Here is a 21,254-nt window from a genome sequence, read left to right as displayed (position 1 = left end):
GCGGAACGCCGGAACGCCGCGCGCCTACTCCCGCGCCAGCACCACCACCGCGTTGTGCCCGCCGAAGCCGAAGGAGTTGGAGACCCCGATCAGCCGCCCCTCGCCGAGGGGCCGCGGGGACCAGCGGACCAGTTCGAAGCCGATGCCGTCGTCGATGTCGTCGGCGTTCAGGCTGGGCGGGACGGTGCGGTGGTACAGCGACAGGGCGGTGATGACGGTTTCGACGGCGCCCGCCCCGGCCTGGAGGTGGCCCGTCGCCGACTTCGGCGCCGTCACCGGGATGCGCGCCAGGTCGTCGCCGAAGACCCGGCCGAGCGCCACGGCCTCGGCCGCGTCCCCCACCGGGGTGCCGGTGGCGTGCGCGTTGATGTGGCTGACCTCGGCCGGAGCGGCCCCGGCGGCCCGCAGGGCGCGCATCATGGCCATGGCGGCGGCGGAGCCGTCCGGGCGCGGGTGCGTCATCCCGTAGGCGTCCACGGAGCGCCCGCCGCCGGCGATCCGGCAGTAGGCGCGGGCGCCCCGGGCGGCGGCGTGCTCGGCGGCCTCCAGGACGAGGATGCCCGCGCCCTCGCCGAGCACCATCCCGGTGCGGCCCTTGCCGAACGGGCGGCTGGCCCTCGAAGGATCGTTACTGCTGTCGGTGGCGAGGGCCCGCATCGCCGCGAAGGCGGCGACGCCCATCGGCGAGACCGGCGCCTCGGCGCCGCCGGCGAGCACCACGTCCGCCGCCCCGGAGCGGATCGCCTCCGCCGCCTGGATGACCGCCTCGGTACCGGAGGCGCAGGCTCCGGACGGGGCGAGGGCGAAGGCGCGGGCGCCGTAGGCGATGGCCGTCTGGGCGGCGGTCGCGTTCGGCAGCATCATCGGCACCAGGTGGGGGGAGACGGCGCGGGCGCCGCGCGCGAGGAACTTCTCGTGGTTGGTCAGCAGGGTGGTGACGCCGCCCACCGCGCTGGCCACCACCACCCCGAGCCGTTCAGGGTCGGGTGAGCTCCCCGTCTTCGGTTCCTGCGGCAGGCCGGCGTCCGACCAGGCCTCGTGGGCTGCCTGGAGGGCGTACTGGGTGCTGCGGTCCAGGCGGCGGCGCGCGGCCCGGGGTAAGGGCGGGTTCGGGTCGGGGGCGGTGGCGGCGACGCGGACCGGCAGGGCGTCGGCCCAGTCCTCGGTCAGCCGCCTGACTCCGGACCGGCCGTTCAGCAGTCCTTCCCAGGTGGCCGGCACGCCCGCGCCCAGCGGGGTGACGCAGCCGACTCCGGTGACGAGGACGTCCCGAGCTACCGCTGTTGACACGTCTGCGCTCCTTCCGGGACGCGCGCGCGAGCACGCGCCCTGCCTCCCCCCTCACCGCGACAGGATGTAAATCACCAGAGCCCGCCGAGCAGCATTGTGTCCGAGCGGGGGCGGCTCCGAAGACAGTTTGACCAGGTTCGTCCCAGAGGAACGCCACAGCCCCCAGCCAGCGGGGCTGAGGGCTGTGGTGGATGGTTCAGTTGTGATTCATTGTTTGGATGCGAAGGCCACGAACGCCGACCAGGCCGCCGGCGAGAAGGCCAGCGCGGGCCCGCCCGGGTCCTTGGAGTCCCGGGCGTACACGGCCGAAGGCGCGATCGCCACTTCGACGCACTCGGCCCCCCGATCGTCGCTGTAGCTCGACTTGAACCACTCCAGCCCAGATGGCTCACACACGTTCCGCACTCCGTTCACAGCTCTCCCATCCATTTCTCGATGAAGGTCGCCGACTCACCCGGAGAGAGGGCCTGCGCCCGCAGGATCCCGTACCTCTGGTTCATCGCACGCACCTTGGCTCTGTCTGAAATGAAGATTCCGTCGGCCTGGCTCTCGATGTAGACCAACTCCTGATCCGGCAATTCCAGGAGAACCATGGGGCCGTTGAGGCCGGCATGGTTTTCCTGCACGGTCGGCATCACCTGAATGGAGACGTTCCGCATGCTTGCGCACTCCAGCAGGCGACGCAACTGCCTCTTCAGCACCCCGACTCCGCCGACGGGCCTGCGGAGCGCGGACTCCTCGATCACGTAGCCCAGCAAAGGGGGCGGCTGGCGCTTCAGGATCTCCTGCCTGTCCAGGCGTGCGGTGACTCTCTTCTCGATCACGTCGTCACTCGGCGGCGGGAAGGCGGTCCGGAAGAGCGCCCGGGCGTACTCCTCCGTCTGGAGCAGGCCCGGGATCAGCATCGCTTGGTAGGAGTGCACACTGAGCGCCTTCGCCTCCAGGACGGGGAACTTCGCGAAGAACTTGGGATAGCGCACCTCCGTCAGGTAGGGGAGAAACGCGGTGAGGAGTCCTTTCGCTCCCAGCACCTCGTCCGCCTTATCGATGAACTGATCGCTCGGAATGCGTTGGCCGATCTCGACCGACTTGACCTGATGCTCAGAGTAGTCCACGAGTCTGCCGAGCTGAGCTCGTGTCATTCCGGCCGCCTCGCGCAGCATGCGCACCTGCGCTCCCACGCATCGCACCAGGACCGTGGAGTCGTCCTGCTTCATTCCTGTCTGCCTCCCACCCAACGCGTGATCGCCCCGGGGGTCACGCCCATCCCGGATACACCGCTCCCGCTGCCCGGATACAAGTGCTCCAGTGCATCAGCGGGTCGCGTGGTGAGCCTAGAAAGGCCTGGGGATCGTTAGCGGCGTGGCAAACAACACTCACCCGAACGAGCGATCGACGGACGAAAATTCTCGTCCCGCCATCCTCTACCTCGCCGGCCCCTTCACCCCTGAAGCATTCGACGCGGCCGAGAAGACCTGCGAGGACTACGCCGCCGCCCACGCCCTCCACGTGGCCTCCCGGGTAACCGACCAGGACGCCGCCGTCCGGCTCCCCCAGCGCAACGGCTGGTCCTACGTCCGCTGGCTGCTGCGCATTGACTACGCCCGCACCATCCTCACCCTCGACGGCTGCCTCGGCACCCCCACCGAACTCGCCACCCTGCGCACCTCACTGACCAGAGCCCACGACGCCACCGTCATCTCCCTCCCCGCCCCGCACTCCCCGAAGGCCAACGGACAGTGACCTCCCTCCCACCCCACCACCTGACCATCCCCATCCCTCCCACCTACGCGGACCCGACCGCCCTCCGCCACGAGATCGACGCCGCCACCGCGCCCCTCCCCCACTTCCACTGGCGCCTGCGCAACGAACCCGCCTCTGTCACCCTCGCCCGCCGGCTCACCGCCGCCGCCCTGACCCACTGGCGCGTCACGGCCCCCGCGGACGCCCTCCTCGTGGTCAGCGAACTGGTCGGCAACGGCGTCCTGCACGGCGCCGGAGACGTCACCCTCCGCCTCCACCGCGACGCCGACCTGCTCCGCATCGCCGTGACCGACACCGGCTCCGGTACCCCCGCCCCGCGCTACCCGGACCCCCACGAGACCAACGGCCGCGGCCTGGTCATCGTCGACGAACTCACCGCCGGCCGCTGGGGCGTCCACCACCTCACCGGCGGCACCACCGTCTGGGCCGTCCTACCGACGGCCCTCCCCCGGCAGGCCGCCCGCCCCCACCCCCCTCACCCCGCTGCCCCTCGTCACTCCGGCGACTGCTGAACCCGCGTGTACCGGTACGCCAGACCGGGATCCGCGCCCCCACCCACCGGCACGTAGATCCCCTCCCGCGCCAGGTTCCGCGCCACCAGCAGATACCCCTGCCGTCCGCCGCCGCTCGCGTCGAACATCAGGTACAGGTCCTGGTCGGCCAGCCAGTCCCCCGGCCCCACCGACCAGGTCCCCTCCCCGTCGATCCGCTCCGTCGGGTCGGCGGTCCCGGCCGCGAAGTCCCCGGGGAACCCCACCGCCCGGAAGGTGCTGTCGGCGTTGAGCTCGATCCGCGCACGGCCGTCCGCCGACTCCCACACCCCGATCAGCTGATCCCCCTCCGCCCCGCCACCCCCGTACGTCCGCACCAGCACGACGCCCCCCAGCACCACCAGGCACACCAGCACGCCGAGCCCCACAACCACAGCCCGGGTTCCCCCACCCCACCGCCGCCCCATCCCTCGCCTCCCGTCCGCGAGACCGCCTCCGCGCACCGCCGCTCCGACACCCCGTCAGCACGACTTTTCGCAGCATGCCAGCTACCGGCGATCAACGCCCGAATCCGCCACCATCCCCCTCCCTGCTACACGTCCGGCCCCACTCGCCGATACGGTGCATCACGTCAGTCTCGAACAGCGTTGCGCCAGCACGGCCCGCGACCGACGCGCCCTGGAGGAACCACAGATGCGCAGACACCGATCCGCCACCGTGATCGCGACGGCCGCACTCCTCGCCCACGGCGCGCTCGCCGCCCCGACCGCCGCGGCTGCCTCGGCCGCCCCGGCCTCCGCGTCCTCCACGAACGAGTCGCCCCAGGTGCGGATCACCGCCACGGGGCAGGTCCTCCTGCCGGTCACGGCACCGCCGAACCCGTACTACTCCACCTTCGTGAGCGTCTACAACCAGACCGGCGCCCACATCGAGGACCACGTCCTGGTGGTGGACGCCACGGAACTGGAGGGCGTCGCCGTCCTCTCCAGCGGCCCCTGCCTGGACGGGGACGACACCCCCCGGGTGTTCGAGTGCGCCTACCCCCTGGAGTACCCGGCGGCCCCCCAGGACAACTACCGGGAGTGGGAGTTCCTCCCGGCCCCGGGCGCCGAGGCCGGCGACCAGGGCACCGTGACCTTCAGCACCGTGGTCGACGGCGAGGTGGTCGCCACCGCCAGCACGCTCGTCCACGTCGGCCCGCTGAACGGCGAACATCCCCTCGGCTCCGCCCCCGCCCCCTCCTCCGCAGCCCCGGACGCCCCGACGCCCGGCGGCTCCGACGGCACGACGCCCGCCACCGCCAACGACCCGGCCCTCCAACTCGCCGCGACGGGCCGCACCACCCCCAACACCCCCCTGCTCGCCGCCGGCACCACAGCCATGGCCCTCGGCACCGCCGCCCTCCTCCTAGCCTCCCGAGCCACCCGCCAAGCCCGCCCGAGCTCCTGACAGTTCGGAGGAACAGCGGGACGGGAGCAGACACCGTCCTGTGGCACCCACCAGGAAAACGGCGATTCGCAGACAGCGCGGTCCGGTCGGGCCCGCATGGGGCGCCCGGCCGGACCGCGCTGCCATGTGCTGGTGTGTCGCTGTGACGCGACGGTGGGTCAGGGAGTGTTGCTGTTCTCGTCACGTCCGGAGTTGGCCAGCTGCCGGACCGCGGAGTCCGGAAGGATCCCCTGGAAGGTCCACACGTCGTCGATGCTGCCGGTCCAGTACTCGCCCCAGACCCCGTCGGTCAGCGTCCGGCCGAGCTGGAGACCGCCCTGCGCCGCGAAGGAGCTGACGCCAGCACGCCAGGAAGCCCATTCGGTGCAGTCGGCGGGATCGTCATCCTCGCAGACCACCTGCATGAGGCTGCCGTCGACGAACAGCCGGATCTGGCCCGCCACGGCGTCATAGACCACGGCAAGGTGGTTCCACCTGTAATTCCTCTGGTAGTTGGTGTGCTGCACCACCGTCGGCGTCGGATCAGGCTCGGGGGCGTCCTCGTCGCCCAGCTCCAGCTGCCAGCGCCCGGCGTCCAGCGGGACGGTGTCATGGGGCACGTAGCGGACGGTGAAGGCGCTGTCGTGTTCACCGGGCATCGAGAGCACGGCGGCCCGTTGCTGCGGTCGCTCCGGCGCGGTGACCCACATCGAGACGGAGAAGCTCTTCGTGGTGTCGATCGGCGCCGATTCGGTCGAGGCGTAGTCGCCGTCGCCGTCCAGCACGATCGCGTTGCCTCGTCCCACGTAGCCCCGACCGAACGTCGCGTCACCGTGCAGCACGGCGTCATTCCCCCGGCCGGTGATGTCGGGGGTGAACGCGGGGGTTCCGGTGGCGACGTTCAGCGGAAGGTGGGTGGTGACCCTGGGACGATGGGCGAAGAGCGTCTCAGCCTCCAGTCCGGTCAGTGCCCGGTCGAAGAGCTGGATGTCGTCCAGGTCGCCCTGGAAGTCCCCGCTGCGGTTCGACCCGACCAGGACGTCACCGAGCCGGAACTCCCCGGAGGAGGACCAGGCCGGGGAGGTGGCCGGCACCTCGTCCACCACGCTGCCGTCGACGTACAGCCGCATCACGGCCGCTGCCCGGTCGTACACCCCCACCACGTGGGTCCATTCCCCGAGCCCGGCCTGCGCGCAGTCGGCCGTTCCAGCGGGGCAGGCCCGCTGCGCGGCCCGGGTGTCTCCGGCCTCGGTGGTGTCCGCGTCGCCCCGGAGGAACACCCAGCCGCCCAGTTCAGCCGAGTGGTACAGCTGGAATCCGCTTCGGTTGGCGCCGCCCTGGGAGAGCGCGGTCAGCTCCCCAGCCTGCCGCTCCTCGGGAATCCGGGCCCACAGCGAGACGGAGAAGCTGTTGGCGGTGTTGACCACCGGGCGACCGGCGGAAGCCCAGTCGCCACTGCCGTCGAGGCGCAGCGCGCCCCTGATGACACCGGGAGTGAAGAGAACGGCGTCACCGGACAAGGGGGCTGTCACCGTCGCGCCTCGGCCTGTCAGGGACGTGAGGAACGACGGTTCATCCAGCGGCCAGTGCGCCTTGACCGGGTGTCCGTCGAGGACGGGCCGGTGGGCATGCAGTTCGCCGATGGCGGCGCCGGAGAGCGCGTAGTCGTAGACGCCGATCTCGTCCAGGTCGCCCGGGAAGTGGTTGGTCGCCTCGCCGGCGGACCAGTCGGCGCCGATGTGCAGCGGGCCACGGGCGTCCCAGGGGGTGAGGAAGGGCACCTTGGAGACGAGTTCCCCATTGACGTAGAGGCGGTTCTGCCGACTCACCGCGTTGCTCACACCCACGATGTGCGTCCACTCACCCAGGCGGGCGTCCTGGCAAGTGGTGTCCTCAGGCGGGCAGACCGGCTGGACGGCACGCACCTGCTGACCATCCGCGCCGGGCGCGGTGGTGCGGCGGAACACCCACCCACCGAGTTCGGAGTCGTACTGGATCTGGAAACCGGCGTTGGTCTGGCCCTCCGTCCCGCCCTGCGCGAGGGCGACGACGACGCCGTCCACGGGCTCCTCCGGCAGGCGCGCCCACAGCGACACGCTGAAGCTGCCCGAGGTGTCCAGGAACGGGCCCGGCGCCTGCGCGTAGTCGTCCACGCCGTCCAGGTGCAGCCCGGTTCCCAGCACGCCCTCACCACCGAGCTGGGCGCCGCCATGCAGCGCCGCCGAGTATGTGGCACCGAAGCTGTCGATCTGCGTGCTCCCCGCCGTCCCGTCCAACGGGAAGGTGCGGCTCGGGGTGGGCGGCACGGAGTCCTGCCGGGGTGGCACGGCCGCGAGGTCGATGCCGCTCCCGGCGCCGGCTCCGCCGACCGGGTCGGACACGGACGCCGCCGCGCCCGGTGCCATGGGCAGGACGAGCACCCCGCCCAAAACGGCTGCGGCGAGACCCCGCACCGTGGCCCTCAAGGAAACCTCTCCCACGTATCACTCCTTCGCGTCAACGGCGCGTCAGACAACGCAACTGCGGCAGCTTCCCCCAGGGAACGCCGCCTGCGGAAGCGGCTCTGATGAACATGTGATCAACGCCTCGCGATCACGTGGTGACGTAGGGTCATAAATGGCGCTTTCGCGGGTGGGTTGGCGACAAGGCGGACAGAGCGCTGCCACATCCGGCGCGCCGCGGGGCTCGCCGCCCCGACGGCGCCATCCACGCGATGCGGGGCGTTCGAGGCGTGTTCACGCCGTGGCCGTTCGGCGTTGGCGCGGGCTTCGGGGTGGGTTCCTAGCTTCCCGGGCATGACAAGCGATCTGCGTACTCGTGCCGGGTGGTCGTCACGCGGCCTGCGGGCCGGCCTGGTGGCCGCCGCCGTGGCCGCGCTGCTGCCCACCGCCTCCTCCGTCGGCGCCCAGGCCGCCGACGCTCCGACCGGCGCCGAGCCGACGGCCGCCGTGATCTCCGAGGACTTCTCGGGTGGCGGGCTGCCGGCGGGCTGGCGGGCCGTCGAGGGCGAGTGGACGGTGCGCGACGGACGGCTGCACGGGACGTCCTCCAGCAGCTCGCAGCAGAGCCGGATCACCTTCGGCCCGCACCTGGAGAACTTCCGGATCGAGGCCACGGTGCGCTTCGAGTCGGTGCTGAACGCCGCACGGTGGACGGCCTTCGGGCTGGACATGGCGGCCGACGGCTCCACCCCGTGGTCCATCGCCACCGTGCGCTCCGGCAGCACCGCCTCCAACGGGCTGGAGTTCGCCCAGCGCACCACCGCCAACACCTGGAACGTCACCGACACCGCCGCCGCGCCCAGCGCCGCCGGCACCGGGCGGGACGTCCACCTGGCCGTCGAGGTGCACGGCAACAAGGCCCGGTGGTTCTTCGACGGCGCCGAGGCGCTGCGCACCACCCGGGTGGCCCGCTCGGCCGACGGAGGGCTCGGGCTGGTGGTCAACGGGGCGCACGTATCCTTCGACGACGTGACGGTCACCCCATTGAGCGACAACGGCTACCTCCGCCCGCCGGGCGCCGCGCCCACGGTGATCGCGCACCGTGGCGCCTCCTCCGCCGCGCCGGAGAACACCATCGTGGCCAACGAGGTGGCCCGCCGGGCCGGCGCCGACCTGCTGGAGATCGACGTCCAGCCCAGCGCCGACGGCGTGCCCGTGGTGATCCACGACTCCACCGTCGACCGCACCACGGACGGCAGCGGCGCGGTGCGAAAGCTGACCGCCGCCCAGATCGGCGCGCTGGACGCCGGCTCCTGGTTCGCGCCGTCGTTCGCCGGCGAGGAGGTGCCGACGTTCGAGGCGGTGCTGGAGGACCTGCGGGCCCGCGGCGGTGACCTGCTGCTGGAGATCAAGGGGGCGCACAGCCGGGAGGAGGTCGCCACGCTGGTCGAGCTGATCCGCGCCTACGGCCTGACCGACCGGGTGTTCGTGCAGTCCTTCGAGGTCGCCGCCCTGCAGTACACCCGCGAGCTGGCGCCCGAGCTGCCGCTCGGCCTGCTGCGCTCCACGCTGGACGCGGACCCGGTGGCGATCAGCCGTCAGCTGGGCCTGTCCGCGTACAACCCGTCCGACGCGGCGCTCGCCACCCGCCCGGACGTGGTGGACGCGCTGCACGCGGCCGGGGTGGCCGTGATGGTGTGGACGGTGGACAGCCCGGCTCGCTGGGAGGCTCTGGACGCCGCCGGGGTGGACGGCATCATCACCAACCGGCCGGCCGAGCTGGTGGGGTGGAACGCCGCGCCGCGGGTCGAGGAGCCGGTGGCCGCCGAGCCGACCGTGCGACTGGCCGGGCTCGCCGACGGCACGGTGCTGGACCGGGCGCAGCGGGTGCGGGTGGACGCGCTGGCGACCGACGCCGAGGACGTCCGGATCACCGTGGACGGCGAGGAGGTGGCCGCCGGCACCGAGCTGGACCTGGCCACGATGGAGCGCGGGCAGCACGTGGTGGCGGCCACCGCCACCGGGGCGGGCGGCACGGCGACGGCGACGGCCTCGTTCACCCTGGAGGCGTCCGTCACCGGGTTGGTGCGGCTGGTGCTGGATGCGGAGGCGTCGGCCAAGGACACCGAGAAGATGATCGACATGATCGGTGCCGCCGACTACGACAAGCTCGCCGACTGGGCGGACAAGCACGCGGGCGCCGAACTGGACGCCGAGCTCGCCCGCCGACTGGCCGAGGAGGCGCGGGCGCTCGGCGAGGCCTGAGCGATCCTTGCGCCGGTCCCTCCCGCCGGCCGCGTCCTTGCGGCCGGCGGGAGGGATGCCGGGCAACCGCGCCGTTGCGGGTGAGGGGAGGGACGCGGGGCAGCCGCGCCGTTGTGGGTGGGGGACGGACGCGCGGCAACCGCCCTTTGCGGCCACCGGGAGAAACGCCCGGTGGCCGCACCGTTGTGGCCGGGGGACGGACGCCCGGCAACCGCCCTTTGCGGCCGGGGGACGGATGACCGGCAGCCGCGCCGTTGTAGCCGAGGGGGACGGACGCGCGGCAACCACGCCGTTGCAGCCCGGGCGAGGGACGCCCGACAACCGCGCTCTTGCGGCCGCCAGGAGAGACGCCCGGCAGCCGCGCAGTTGTGGCTGGTGGGAGGGACGCCCAGCAACCACGCCGTTGTTGCCGGTGGGGATGCCCGGCAGCCGCCCCTTTGCGGCCCCCGGAGGCCGGTCGGGTTACGGCGCAGGGGACGCGGGCCCTGCATACCCGCCGGGAACGGCGCACGGGTGAGGCCGCCCCCTTCCCGCCAGGAACATGCCATCGTTCTTCCCAGGAGCCCTCACCAGCCTGGGGGACCCCCTGTTTTCAGGATCCCACCTGCGGATTACCAAGCGCATCCCCCCTCTCGCGGCCTGTGGATAACTCACCCCGGAAATGGCCGCAGCGGGCACAGACAGGCGACCCAGGCACGGCGGGCGCGACTCAGGCACGATCCGGGTGCGACCCAGGCACGATCCGGGCGCGACCCAGCGCGATCCGGGTGCGAGTTATCCACAGGCGGGAAGTAGGGGGCTGCGCTCCGTCATCGCCGCGTGGGATCCTGAAAACAGGGGGTCCTCCCGGGCCAGGTGGGGTGGTCGGCGGAGCGGCCTGGCATGTTCCGGACGAGCAGGCACCGGTCGGGTACCCATGGAGGGGCGGCGGCGGGAACCCCGCAGGCGTCGCGATCAACGCGATCGGCGCGATCGGCGCGACGGCTGCGGCGCGGCTCGTCGGTTGGCCGCCAACAGGGCAGGCCGCACGACCCGCGGGCGCGCCACGGGTGGGCGCTCCTGGCCACCTGCCCACCCGCGGGCGCGCCACGGGTGGGCAGGTGGCCAGGAGCGCCACCGTCTCGGCAGCGCGCTTGCGGCTCCGGTCGGAGCCCCATCCGCAGGGCGAGCACACGGAGAGAGGGGCGGCCGAAGCCAACCGGCTTCGGCCGCCCCTCTCTCCGTGTGCTCCGGATCCGCTTCCCCGCCCTGTCCGTCCCGCCTCCTCGCGCGCCCCCACCGACGAACGGTCAACAGCTCAGAACAGCACCGACAACACTTCCTGCCTTGACAATTTTTCTTTTCGGTAGCAGTCTGGGAAGCGTGAAGGACGTCGAAGTGATCCAGGATCCGGCCGTCGCGGAGGTCACGCTGGACCCGGTCCGAGCCCGGCTGCTGGCCGCGCTCGCCGAGCCGGGCTCGGCCACCACCCTGGCCGCCCAGGTCGGGCTGACCAGGCAGAAGGCCAACTACCACCTGCGCGCCCTGGAACAACACGGTCTGGTGGAGCTGGTCGAGGAACGTCGCAAGGGCAACGTCACCGAGCGGATCCTGAGGGCCACCGCCGCCTCCTACGTGATCTCCCCGGCCGCGCTGCCCGCCGTGGCGCCCGAGCCGGGGCGGGTCACCGACCAGCTCTCCGCGCAGTGGCTGCTCGCCCTCGCCGCCCGGCTGGTGCGCGAGGTCGGCGAGCTGATCACCAGGGCCCGGGCGGCCCGGCAGCGCCTGGCGTCGTTCGCCATCGACGGCGAGGTCCGTTTCGCCTCGGCGGCCGACCGCGCCGCCTTCGCCGAGGAGCTGGGCGACGCCGTGAAGTCGCTGATCAGCAAGTACCACGACACCACCGCGCCGGGCGGCCGACCGCACCGCATCGTCGTCGCCCTGCATCCCAGCATCACCCGCGACGCGGACGGCACACCCATCAGCGCCACCAGCGGCACGGCCGCCACCAACCCAAGCACCAGCACCAGCACCAGCACCAGCAGCACACAGGAGTGATCATGGCCAGGGAATTCGAGATCCGCCGCGAGGTCGTCCTGCCCGCCAGCCCCGAGGCGGTCTTCGAGGCCGTCACCACGGGCACCGCGGCCTGGCTGTTCCCCGAGGAGGGCGACGCGACCACCGGGCCGACCGCCCCCGGGGTCCTCGCCTGGGAGCCGGGCCGGCGCTACGCGGTCCGCGAGGAGGGCGAGGACGGCTGGTTCAACGCGCTGGAGTTCCTCATCGAGGGCCGCGAGGGCGGCACCGCCGTGCTGCGCTACGTGCACAGCGGCGTGTTCACCGACGACTGGGACACCCAGTACGACGCCACCGGAAAGCACACCGACTTCTACCTGCACACCCTCGGCCAGTACCTGCGCCACTTCCCCGGGCGCCCGGCCACCTACCTCGACCTGGCCTCCCCGGAGGCCGCGGCCGACCCCGGCGCGTTCGAGGTCCTGCTGCGCGAGCTGGGCCTGAAGGAGGACGCGGCCGCCGGCCAGCGGCTCCGTCTGGAGATCCCCGGCCTGCCCGCGAAGGAGGCCGAGGTGGACTACCGCACCCCCTACTTCCTGGGCCTGCGCACCGACGACGGGCTGTACCGCTTCTTCGGCCGGAACGCCTTCGGCTGGCGGGTGGGGGTCTCGATGCACCTGTTCGCCGACGACGTCGACGCCGAGGCGACCCGGCGAGCCTGGCAGTCCTGGTTCGACGGGGTGTACGCCCCGGCCGGCCGCTGAGGCCGGCCGGCGGGTCGGGCCAGGCGCCACCGCAACCCAGTCGTGGGCTCAGGCCAGGGTGGCGCGGACCTCGTCGTAGACGCTGAGCACCTGCACGACCGTGTCGTTCTGGTCCGGCCAGCTCTCCGCCTGCTCCAGGCCGGCCTCGGCCAGCCGCTGCCGGCGGCGCGGGTCGGCCAGCAGCGCGGCCACCTCCTGGCCGACGGCCTCGGCGTCGCCCGGCGGCACCAGCGCCGCGGCCTCGCCGACCAGTTCCGGGATCCCGCCCACGGCGGTGGCGACCAGCGGGACGCCCGCCCGCAGCGCCTCCTGGGCCACCAGGGCGCGGGCCTCCCAGCGGCTGGTCAGCACGACCAGGTCGGCGGCGGTCAGCAGGTCGGCCACGTCGTCGCGGTGGCCGAGCAGCCGCGCCGGCAGCGCGTCGGCGTCGATCCGCTCCTGGAGCTCCTCGCGCAGCGGGCCGTCCCCGGCGATCGCCAGCAGCGGGCGGGGGTCGAGGCTGCGCCAGGCGCGGGAGGCGTCCAGCAGCGTCGGGTAGTCCTTCTGCGCGGCGAGCCGGCCCACCGCGACGACCAGCGGACGCTCCTCCTGGCCGGGGCGGTCCAGCCCCAGCTCGGCCCGCACCTGGGAGCGCACCCGGGATGCCGGCGGCAGGGGCGGGGCGGCGACGGGCGCCAGCCGGGCGTCCCGGGCGCCGGCCGCGCGGGCGCCGGTCACCAGGTCGGAGGAGGCGCCGAGCACGATGTCGGCGCCGCGCACGGCGCGCCGCTCGGCCATCCGCAGCACCGCGCCCTTCGCCCCGCCGGCCAGCAGCGCGTTGTGCAGGGTCAGCACCAGCGGGACGGCCGGCGTGCCGCGGCGGGCCAGGCCGGCCAGCAGCCCGGCCTGGAGGCCGTGGGCGTGCACCACGTCGGCCCCGGCGAAGGCGCGGCGCAGTTCCCGCAGCACCGCCACGTCGCCCGTGCCGCGCCGGCCGCCGCCGAGTTCGACGGCGGTGAAGGAGGCGCCGGCGCCAGTGAAGTCGAAGCGCTGCTGGGTGGCGCGCGGCCCGCAGACGGTGACCGTCACGCCACGGGCGGACAGGCCCTCGGCCAGCGAGCGGACGTGCGTGCCGATGCCGCCGGTGCTGCCGGCCAGCACCAGCACGGCGCGCAGCGGCCCGGTGCGGGTGTCCCGGCTGCTGCTCCGGCCGGCGGCGCGAGGGTGTCCGCCGCCCACCCCGGCCTGCGTCCAGTGCGCCATCGCGTCCTCCTTCGATCCGGCGGGTTCCGCCATTGTCAGTTCCCCCCTCCGGGCCGGGTCGGGCGGGCCAGCCGCCCGAGCCGCCCGAGCCCGGCGCGTCCGGCCAGGGCGGAACGCACCTGGTCGCCGGCCAGCGGCAGCGCCACGGCGGCGCACACCGCCAGGGCGACCAGTGCGGCGAGCAGGCCGACGGCCAGCGGGGTCAGGATGCCGTCGGCGCCGGGCAGCAGTCGCTGCGCGCCGGCCGCGACGGCCCAGCCGGCGGCGCCGCCGCAGACCGCGCCGAGACCCCCGGCGGCGCCGGCCCGCACCACCCCGGTGAGCGCGGCGCGCCCGGAGTGCACGGCGACGGCGCGCAGCAGCAGCGCCCCGGCGACGGTCATGCCGACGGTGTTGCCCAAGCCAAGCGCGGCCACCAGCCACTCCCGCGGGACCACCCGCACCAGCGCCAGGTCGGCGGCGACCACGGCCGCCCAGCCGAGCACGGTGGCGACGGCGGCGGGTCCCGGCCGGCCCAGGGCGCCGAGGGCGCGGCCGAGGTGGGCGATCAGCGCGTAGCCGACCAGGCCGGGGGCGAAGGCGACCAGGGCGCGGGCCATCACCTGCCAGCCGACGTCGCCGGCGCCGGCCGCGTCGAAGACCCGGGCCACCGGCAGCGCGGTGGCCGCGAGCAGGCCGGCGCCGGCGAAGCCGACCAGCAGCACGGCCCGGGTCGTGGTGGCCGCGAGCCGGGCGAAGGCGTCGGTGTCGCCCTCGGCCCCGTGGGCGCTGAGCCGGGGGAAGGCGCTGGTGGCGATCGGCACGGCGAGCACCGCGTACGGCAGCAGGTAGACCATCCAGGTGTTCTGGTAGGTCACCAGGGCGCCGGTGGTGCCCTGGGCGGAGAGCTTGACCACGGTGAGCATGGCGAGCTGCTGCGCGCCGAGGGTGGCGACGCCGGCGATGGCGAGACGGCCGGCCCTGGCCGCGGTGCCGGCCGGGAAGCGCAGCGTGGGGCGCAGCCGCAGTCCGGTGGAGCGCAGCGGCAGCAGCGTGCACAGGGCGAGGGCGAGCACGCCGCCGGTGGTGCCGAGGGTGAGGACGAGTTCGGCGTCGCGGCCGAGGGCGCGCAGGTCGTCGCCGGTGGCGTCGCCGGCCGTGGCGGCGTAGGCGGAGTAGGCGACGGCCATGCCCAGGCTGGAGATCAGGGGGGCGAGCGAGGAGGGCAGGAAGCGGCCGTGTGCCTGGAGGATGCCGCCGCTGACCACGGCGAGGCCGTAGAGCGGGATCTGCGGGAGGAACACCAGCAGCATCCGCACGGCGAGTTCGTGGGCGCCGGGCACGGTGGCGGTGCCGCTGCCGCCGTCGGTGCCGCCGTCGCCGAGCAGGAACCGGGCGATCGGGCCGGCGGCCAGGCAGGCCAGCGCGGCGGCCGGCACCAGCAGTGTCACCGACCAGGTGAGCAGGGCGGAGGCGATGGCGCCGGCCTCGGCGCGGGCGCGGGCGTCGGTGACGCCGCGCGCGATCGGGGCGGCCAGCAGGGGCACCACGACGCTGGCCAGGGCGCCGCCGGCGACCACCTCGAAGACGATGTTGGGTACGGCGTTGGTCGCCGAGTAGACCTGGCCGAGGTTGGTCTCGCCGACGGTGCCGTTGAAGACGAGCTGGCGCAGGAACCCGGCGAGCCGGGCGAAGACCGTGACGACGCCCATGAGCAGCGCCGCCCCGGCGAGTCCGGTGCCGACGCGCCGCGCCGTGGCGGCCGCGGTCATCTGGTACCGGCCCCGCCGGCCTCCGGCTCGGTGTCCAGGCCGGCCTCGAACTCGGCGGCGAAGCCGGCGGCGCCGGTGCCGGCGCCGAGCGCGGGTGCGAGGTCCGCCTCGGTCTCCGGCCCGGCCGCGGGGGCAGCGGGCTGCACGGCGTCCGGCAGGGCGTCCTGCTCGGCGTCGGCCTCGGCCCCCGCCCGGGCGGGGGCCGAGGTGGGGGCGTCGGCCGGCGGCTGGGGGCGGCGGCCGAACTCGTCGACGGCCCGCAGCGCCGGGACGGAGGCGATGACCTTGGTGAAGCTGATCCGCTCGCTGGCGGCGGTGAGGGCGACCAGCACGCCGGCCCGCACCAGCAGGCCGGCCCGGGAGGAGTTCGCGACGGAGGCCACGCCGAGGGCGGCGCCGAGGGCGTTCGCCCCGGCGTCGCCGAGCATGGCGCGTTCGCCGAGGTCCTCGCCGATCAGCGCGGCGGCGGCGCCGACCGGGGCGGCGGCCACGGTGCCGCCGACGCCGCCGCGCAGCACGGTGGGCACGCCGCTGAGCAGCACGGCCTTGCCGGCCCGGCCGGGCCGCAGGTCGAGCAGGTTGATCAGGTTGGCGGTGCCGCCGATGACGACGCCGGCGAGCAGCTTGTCCACCGGCCGCTCCTTCAGCAGGGCGCCGGCGGCCAGGCCGGCCGCGCCGATGCCGAACAGCTTGACCGCGCCGGAGGTGACCTCGCCCTTGGCCAGCGCGCCGAGGTGCTGCCGGAAGCCGCGCCGGGCGCCGGTGCCGGCCAGGTCGTCGTAGGTGCCGAGGGCGCCGGCGACGGTGGTGGCCAGCACGCCGGCCGCGCGCACCCGGCCGGGCAGGCCGGGCGCGGTGGCGATGGCGGCGCCGGTGGCCAGGGCGGCGGACGGGCCCTCCAGCAGGGTGAGCACCCGGCCGCTGTAGTTGGTGCGCTCCCAGTGCACGGCCTCGCCGGGCGGCCGGCGGGTCAGCGCGGCCCAGGCGGTGCGGGCGGCGCCGACGGCGGCGAGCAGGGTGCCGGCCCGGCCGCCGGTGGCGCGGCCGGGCGTGGCGCCGGCGCCCGTGCCAGGGGCGGCGGTCTCCGGGGCCGGGGCGGCGGTGGCGGCGGGGCGGGAGGTCGCGCGGCGGGTCACTGGTCGGTCCCTTCGGAGGGCTGCGGAAGCGGTCCGGTGGTGGTGCCGTGCACGGTCGTGGCCGCGGTCACTGCTCGATCCCCTCGGGGATGCGCGGCAGCGGGCCGTCCGTGTCATCCACACCGTAGTGGCCGGACTCGGCGCCGCCGAGTTCCGCCGCCAGCGTGTACACCGCGGCGACCTGGCCGGCCGGGGTGTCGGCGGAGTCCACCGTCGAGTAGCTGTTCGACCAGTCGCCGTCGTCGCGCACGGCCTTGAGGAAGCCGCGCTCCAGGGCGGCCGAGGCCGGGCCGGCCAGCACGGTGGCGGAGGCGTCGGAGTCGACGGCGGCGGCCAGGTTGATCCAGCCCTGGTGCGCGGTGGCGGCCTGCTCGACGGCCTCGTCGGAGTCGTCGGCGCCGCGCGGCGGGACGGCCACGTACACGGTGTCGGCGCCGGCGGCCGGGTCGCCGTCGATGTCGACGAGGTCGGCGTCGGCGAACGCCTCCAGCACGTCGGCCGGGGCGGGGCCGGTGGCCGCCGTCCCGTCGGTGCCGGTGGCGCCGTCGGTCTGCTCCGGGCCGTCCTGCGGGTCGGCGGTGTCGGTGGAGCCGGGGGGCGCGTCGGAGGGGGCGGCGGAGGCCTCGCCGGCGCTGCCGTCGGCCGGGCCCGCGGCGGGGTCGGCGGCCTCGCCGGTCACCGCGTCGGCCAGGGCCTGGGCGGCGCGCTGCTGCGCGGTGGGGTCGTCCTGGCCGTCCACGGCGAGGTCCGCCAGGCCCAGGGTGTCCAGCGGGCCGGTGAAGGCGTCGTCGCCGTTCGGGTCGGACCACGCGTCGGACAGCCGCACGGTGCCGCTGACCTGGCCGCCGGCCTCCTCGATCACCGAGCGCATGGCGCCGACGGTGTCGTTGTCCGCGCCGGGCAGCGAGACGATCACGGTGGTGTGCCCGGTCAGGGTGCCATCGACCATCGTCGGGGTCAGCTCGCGGATGACGCTGTCCCGGTACTGCTGCGCCTGCGTCAGCTCGTTGATCTGCTCGTGGTTCTCCTCCGCCTCCTCGTTGAGGTCCTGCACGCGCCGGGAGAGGTCCTCGAAGGCCGCCTGGTTGAGCAGCGAGCCGCCCAGGATCAGGCCGAGGGCCAGCGCCAGGAACACCGCGACGATCGAGACGACGTGATACCGGAAGTTGATCAAGTGAAGAGCCCCTGGAGCCAGAAGACGAACGAGTCCCACTGTCCGCCGAACACGTGGTAGTAGGCCCGGCCCATCGGCGACAGCCGGACGGTGACCGCGATGGTCAGTAGCGCCGCCGCGCACAGCAGCAGCAGCGAGGTCGTGGACACCCGGCTGCGGTACAACCGGCTGACGCCCTTGGCGTCCACGAGCTTGCCGCCGACCCGCAGCCGGGTGAGGAAGGTGCTGGCCATGCCCGCGCGGCCCTTGTCGAGGAACTCCACCAGCGTGGCGTGGGTGCCGACGGCCACGATCAGGCTCGCGCCCTTGTCGTCCGCCAGCAGCATGGCGATGTCCTCGCTGGTGCCGGTCGCCGGGAAGGCGATCCCCGGGACGCCGAGCTGCTCCAGGCGCTCCATGCCGGGTGCGCGCCCGTCGCGGTAGGCGTGCACCACGATCTCGGCGCCGCAGCGCAGCGCGGCGTCGGAGACGGAGTCCATGTCCCCGATGATCATGTCGGGCTTGTAGCCCTCCTCCAGCAGCGCGTCGGCGCCGCCGTCCACCCCGATCAGGACGGGCCGGTACTCCTTGATGTAGGAGCGCAGGGTGACCAGGTCCTCGCGGTAGTGGTAGCCGCGCACCACGATGAGGACCTGCCGGCCCTCCAGGTCGGTGCGCACGTCGGGCACGCCGACGCCGTCGAGGAGGAGGTCGCGCTCCTCCTTGATGTACTCCAGGGTGTTGGTGGCGAAGGCCTCGATCTGCTCGGACAGGCCCGCGCGGGCCTCCTCCATGGCGGCGTCGAGGTGCTCCTTGTCCAGCAGCGTGCCGACGGCGACCGGGGAGTCGCCCTCGTACAGGACGTTGCCGTCGATGTGCATCACGGCGCCCTCGCGGGCCCGCTGCAGCACGCCGGAGCCGACGCTGTCCAGCAGCGGGATGCCGGCGGAGACGATGATCTCGGGCCCGAGGTTCGGGTAGCGGCCGCTGATGCTGGCGGCGGCGTTCACCACGGCGGCCGGCCGGCAGGCGACCAGCGCCTCGGCGGCCACCCGGTCGACGTCCACGTGGTCGATGACGGCGATGTCTCCGGGCTGGAGCCGCTTGGTGAGGTTCTTGGTGCGGCGGTCCACCCGCACCACGCCGGACGTTCCGTCGACGTCGGCGACGGGGCGCGTCCTCCGGGGCAGCGTAGGCATCCTCACCCGGTCAATCCTGCCACGCGGCACCGCTCCCCCTGTCCGCTCGTCCGGACGCGCGGACCTCCCGGTGCCGATCAGCAGGGCGATCCCGCGACAGATGTGTTACCGCTTCGTTATTCCACCTGCCCGCTGCGGCGCCCCGCTCACCTGTCGGAGCCGCACCCTCCGCGACGTGCCGGACCCGGGCGAGGGGTCGGGCGGGGCCGGGCGAGGGCCGGAGCGGGGAGCCGCCGGACGGCGCGGCGGCTCCCCGCGGGCGGGTCACCCGGACGGGCGACGCCGGACGGCCCGGGACGCCCCCGCTCAGGCGTCGGCGCGGGCGGTGCGCAGCAGTTCCTCGGCGTGCGCCCGGCCCAGCTCGGAGTCCTCCAGGCCGGCCAGCATGCGGGAGAGCTCGCTGACCCGCTCCGCCTCGTCCAGGGCGACGACGCCGCTGCTGGTCACCGTCCCGTCCACGCTCTTGCGCACCACCAGGTGGCGGTCGGCGAACGCCGCCACCTGCGGCAGGTGGGTGACCACCACCACCTGCGAGGTGCGGGCCAGCCGGGCCAACCGGCGGCCCACCTCGACCGCCGCCTTGCCGCCCACGCCGGCGTCCACCTCGTCGAAGAGGTACGTCGGCACCGGATCCGCGCCGGCGAACACCACCTCCACGGCCAGCATCACCCGGGACAGCTCACCGCCCGAGGCGCCCTTGGCGATCGGCCGCGGCGGCGCGCCCGGGTGCGGGGCGAGCAGCAGTTCCACCTCGTCCACGCCGGCCGGGCCGAAGGCCAGCAGCCGGCCGCCCACCTCCAGCCCGTCGTCCGGGTCCTCGGTCTGGGTGAGCGCCACCGAGACCCGGGCGTGCGGCATGGCCAGCTCGCGCAGTTCCTCGGTCACCGCCGCGCCGAACCGTTCGGCGGCCTCCGCGCGGGCCCGGGAGACCTCCTCGGCGAGCGAGGCCAGCTCCGCGCGCAGCCCGTCGCGCTCGGCGCCCAGCGCGCCGATGCGGTCGTCGTCGCCCTCCAGCTCGGCCAGCCGGGCCGCCGCGCGCTCCGCCCAGGCGATCACCTCGTCGGTGTTCTCCCCGTACTTGCGGGACAGGCCCGCGAGCACGGCGCGGCGCTCCTCCACGGCCGCCAGGCGCAGCGGGTCGGCCTCCACGCCGTCCACGTAGCCGGCCAGGTCGGTGGCCACGTCGGACAGCAGGTAGCCGACCTCGCCCAGCCGCTCGGCGAAGCCGGCCAGCTTCGGGTCGTGCCCGGCCACCGCCTCCAGGGCCCGGCGGGCCTGGCCGACCAGGGTGACCGCCTCGGTCAGCTCCGGGTCGGTGGCGGCCGGATCGCCGACCAGCAGCGCGTGCGCCCCGCTGGCGGCGGTGCGCAGGGCGTCGGCGTGGCCGAGCCGTTCGGCCTCGGCGGCCAGCGCCACGTCCTCACCGGGCTGCGGCTCGGCGGCGGCCACCTCCTCCAGGCCGAAGCGGAGCATGTCGGCCTCCTGGACCCGCTCGCGGGCGCGCTCGGTCAGCTCGGCGAGCTCCGCGGCGACCTCCCGCAGCCGCCGGTAGGCGGCGGCGTAGCGGGCGAGCGGCCGGGCGACGGCCGCGCCGGCGAACCGGTCCAGCGCGCCGCGCTGGCGGGCCGGCTGGAGCAGCCGCTGCTGGTCGGTCTGGCCGTGCACCGCGATCAGGTCCTCGGAGAGCTCGGCGAGCAGCCCCACCGGGGCGGAGCGTCCGCCCACGTGCGCCCGGGAGCGGCCCTCGGCCACGATGGTCCGGCTGACCAGCAGTTCCCCGTCGTCCAGCTCCGCGCCGGCGTCCTCGGCGCGGCGGGCGGCCGGGTGGTCGGGCGGCAGCACTATCCGGCCCTCGACGACGGCCCGGTCCGCGCCGCTGCGCACCAGGGCCGGGTCGGCCTTGCCGCCGAGCAGCAGGCCCAGGCTGGTGACCACCATGGTCTTGCCCGCGCCGGTCTCCCCGGTGACGACGGTGAAGCCCGGGGAGAGCTCCACCGCGGCGTCCTCGATCACGCCGAGGCAGCGGATGCGCATCTCCTCCAGACGGGCGCGGCCGGCGGCCGGATCCGGCCGGGTCGGCCCGGCGGCGGCCGGCACGCCGTCCGGCGGCGGGCCCGCCGGCGCGTCCGGGGCGGGGAGCCCCGGGCGCGGCACGCCCGCCGCCGAACCTCCGGCCGCAGCTGTTCTGGCGTCGCCGGCCAGCCCGGTGGCGGGCGCGGCGCTACTCCTGGTGTCGCTCATCGAACCCCTGCGAAGACGTGTCGGTCGCGACCCCGGCGGCTCGCGGCGCGCGGTGGGCACCCGGGTCGGGAGGCCGCTGAGAGGGTGCCGTGGC

At 74.6% G+C, this 21,254-nt stretch carries 17 protein-coding genes; 6 read left to right on the top strand and 11 right to left on the bottom strand.

Features of this window, described 5'->3' with window-relative positions; translation table 11 throughout:
• Window positions 1-24 precede the first annotated feature (24 nt).
• From FHU37_RS01675 to FHU37_RS01665, 3 genes are all read right to left on the bottom strand, one after another.
• Window positions 25-1,290: a beta-ketoacyl-[acyl-carrier-protein] synthase family protein gene (locus FHU37_RS01675; RefSeq protein WP_179812444.1), complete on the bottom strand. Its 1,266-nt coding sequence runs from the start codon at window positions 1,288-1,290 to the stop codon at window positions 25-27.
• Between the two features lie 207 nt (window positions 1,291-1,497).
• Window positions 1,498-1,686: a DUF397 domain-containing protein gene (locus FHU37_RS01670; protein ID WP_376773879.1), complete on the bottom strand. Its 189-nt coding sequence runs from the start codon at window positions 1,684-1,686 to the stop codon at window positions 1,498-1,500.
• A gap of 14 nt (window positions 1,687-1,700) precedes the next feature.
• Window positions 1,701-2,507 (bottom strand): helix-turn-helix domain-containing protein, encoded by an 807-nt coding sequence (locus FHU37_RS01665; RefSeq protein ID WP_179812442.1) that lies wholly within the window; start codon window positions 2,505-2,507, stop codon window positions 1,701-1,703.
• Window positions 2,508-2,652: 145 nt separating this feature from the next.
• Between FHU37_RS01665 and FHU37_RS28820 the strand changes: the two genes are divergently transcribed.
• Both FHU37_RS28820 and FHU37_RS01655 read left to right on the top strand, forming a co-directional pair.
• Window positions 2,653-3,033 (top strand): hypothetical protein, encoded by a 381-nt coding sequence (locus tag FHU37_RS28820; RefSeq protein WP_179812441.1) that lies wholly within the window; start codon window positions 2,653-2,655, stop codon window positions 3,031-3,033.
• Window positions 3,030-3,566 (top strand): ATP-binding protein, encoded by a 537-nt coding sequence (locus FHU37_RS01655; RefSeq protein ID WP_179812440.1) that lies wholly within the window; start codon window positions 3,030-3,032, stop codon window positions 3,564-3,566. Before FHU37_RS28820 ends, FHU37_RS01655 begins: the two co-directional genes overlap by 4 nt.
• On the opposite strand, the gene FHU37_RS01650 is transcribed toward FHU37_RS01655, so the two are convergent.
• On the bottom strand, window positions 3,548-3,979 hold the full coding sequence (locus FHU37_RS01650; protein WP_179812439.1) for a hypothetical protein: 432 nt from the start codon (window positions 3,977-3,979) through the stop codon (window positions 3,548-3,550). The two genes, FHU37_RS01655 and FHU37_RS01650, sit on opposite strands and share 19 nt — an antisense overlap.
• A 259-nt stretch (window positions 3,980-4,238) precedes the next feature.
• Between FHU37_RS01650 and FHU37_RS01645 the strand changes: the two genes are divergently transcribed.
• The gene (locus FHU37_RS01645) at window positions 4,239-4,994 is read left to right on the top strand and encodes a hypothetical protein (RefSeq protein ID WP_179812438.1); all 756 of its coding nucleotides are present in this window, start codon (window positions 4,239-4,241) and stop codon (window positions 4,992-4,994) included.
• Window positions 4,995-5,152: 158 nt separating this feature from the next.
• Here the strand turns inward: FHU37_RS01645 and FHU37_RS01640 are convergent, their stop codons facing one another.
• The gene (locus FHU37_RS01640; protein ID WP_179812437.1) at window positions 5,153-7,453 is read right to left on the bottom strand and encodes a LamG domain-containing protein; all 2,301 of its coding nucleotides are present in this window, start codon (window positions 7,451-7,453) and stop codon (window positions 5,153-5,155) included.
• A 315-nt stretch (window positions 7,454-7,768) separates the two neighbouring features.
• On the opposite strand from FHU37_RS01640, the gene FHU37_RS01635 reads away from it, so the two are divergent.
• The 3 genes from FHU37_RS01635 to FHU37_RS01625 all read left to right on the top strand — a co-directional run bounded on the left by FHU37_RS01635 (window position 7,769) and on the right by FHU37_RS01625 (window position 12,438).
• Window positions 7,769-9,679, top strand: coding sequence for a glycerophosphodiester phosphodiesterase (locus FHU37_RS01635; protein WP_179812436.1), 1,911 nt, complete (start codon window positions 7,769-7,771; stop codon window positions 9,677-9,679).
• Between the two features lie 1,362 nt (window positions 9,680-11,041).
• The gene (locus tag FHU37_RS01630; RefSeq protein ID WP_179812435.1) at window positions 11,042-11,716 is read left to right on the top strand and encodes an ArsR/SmtB family transcription factor; all 675 of its coding nucleotides are present in this window, start codon (window positions 11,042-11,044) and stop codon (window positions 11,714-11,716) included.
• A 2-nt stretch (window positions 11,717-11,718) separates the two neighbouring features.
• On the top strand, window positions 11,719-12,438 hold the full coding sequence (locus FHU37_RS01625) for an SRPBCC family protein (protein ID WP_179812434.1): 720 nt from the start codon (window positions 11,719-11,721) through the stop codon (window positions 12,436-12,438).
• 48 nt (window positions 12,439-12,486) lie between these two features.
• Here FHU37_RS01625 and FHU37_RS01620 read toward each other — a convergent pair whose 3' ends face one another.
• The 6 genes from FHU37_RS01620 to recN form a co-directional block, all read right to left on the bottom strand.
• On the bottom strand, window positions 12,487-13,680 hold the full coding sequence (locus FHU37_RS01620) for a glycosyltransferase family 4 protein (protein WP_179812433.1): 1,194 nt from the start codon (window positions 13,678-13,680) through the stop codon (window positions 12,487-12,489).
• 35 nt (window positions 13,681-13,715) lie between these two features.
• Window positions 13,716-15,431 (bottom strand): murein biosynthesis integral membrane protein MurJ, encoded by a 1,716-nt coding sequence (murJ, locus tag FHU37_RS01615; RefSeq protein WP_179812432.1) that lies wholly within the window; start codon window positions 15,429-15,431, stop codon window positions 13,716-13,718.
• Window positions 15,428-16,567 carry a hypothetical protein gene (locus FHU37_RS29205; RefSeq protein ID WP_312892372.1) on the bottom strand — a complete coding sequence of 380 codons (1,140 nt, stop codon included), beginning with the start codon at window positions 16,565-16,567 and terminating at the stop codon, window positions 15,428-15,430. Before FHU37_RS29205 ends, murJ begins: the two co-directional genes overlap by 4 nt.
• Before the next feature lie 67 nt (window positions 16,568-16,634).
• Window positions 16,635-17,741, bottom strand: a complete 1,107-nt coding sequence (locus FHU37_RS01605) for a copper transporter (RefSeq protein ID WP_179812431.1) — start codon at window positions 17,739-17,741, stop codon at window positions 16,635-16,637.
• Complete coding sequence (gene steA / locus FHU37_RS01600) at window positions 17,738-18,919, bottom strand: putative cytokinetic ring protein SteA (protein WP_179812430.1); 1,182 nt, start codon at window positions 18,917-18,919, stop codon at window positions 17,738-17,740. The genes FHU37_RS01605 and steA overlap by 4 nt, the downstream gene beginning before the upstream one ends.
• Before the next feature lie 306 nt (window positions 18,920-19,225).
• A complete protein-coding gene (recN, locus tag FHU37_RS01595) occupies window positions 19,226-20,953 on the bottom strand; it encodes a DNA repair protein RecN (RefSeq protein ID WP_179815951.1) in 1,728 nt (575 codons plus the stop codon).
• Between the last annotated feature and the right edge of the window lie 301 nt (window positions 20,954-21,254).

It is taken from the genome of Allostreptomyces psammosilenae, assembly GCF_013407765.1.
Taxonomy (GTDB): domain Bacteria; phylum Actinomycetota; class Actinomycetes; order Streptomycetales; family Streptomycetaceae; genus Allostreptomyces; species Allostreptomyces psammosilenae.
Note: the sequence above shows the minus strand (reverse complement) of the source record. Positions and strands in the feature narration are given on the sequence as shown.

Excerpts from the sequence above, each read along its gene's own strand:
- FHU37_RS01635 (WP_179812436.1), top strand. The coding sequence starts at position 7,769 with ATGACAAGCGATCTGCGTACTCGTGCCGGGTGGTCGTCACGCGGCCTG.
- FHU37_RS01645 (WP_179812438.1), top strand. The coding sequence starts at position 4,239 with ATGCGCAGACACCGATCCGCCACCGTGATCGCGACGGCCGCACTCCTC.
- recN (WP_179815951.1), bottom strand. The coding sequence starts at position 20,953 with ATGCGCATCCGCTGCCTCGGCGTGATCGAGGACGCCGCGGTGGAGCTC.
- murJ (WP_179812432.1), bottom strand. The coding sequence starts at position 15,431 with ATGACCGCGGCCGCCACGGCGCGGCGCGTCGGCACCGGACTCGCCGGG.
- FHU37_RS01665 (WP_179812442.1), bottom strand. The coding sequence starts at position 2,507 with ATGAAGCAGGACGACTCCACGGTCCTGGTGCGATGCGTGGGAGCGCAG.
- FHU37_RS01620 (WP_179812433.1), bottom strand. The coding sequence starts at position 13,680 with ATGGCGCACTGGACGCAGGCCGGGGTGGGCGGCGGACACCCTCGCGCC.
- FHU37_RS01625 (WP_179812434.1), top strand. The coding sequence starts at position 11,719 with ATGGCCAGGGAATTCGAGATCCGCCGCGAGGTCGTCCTGCCCGCCAGC.
- steA (WP_179812430.1), bottom strand. The coding sequence starts at position 18,919 with ATGCCTACGCTGCCCCGGAGGACGCGCCCCGTCGCCGACGTCGACGGA.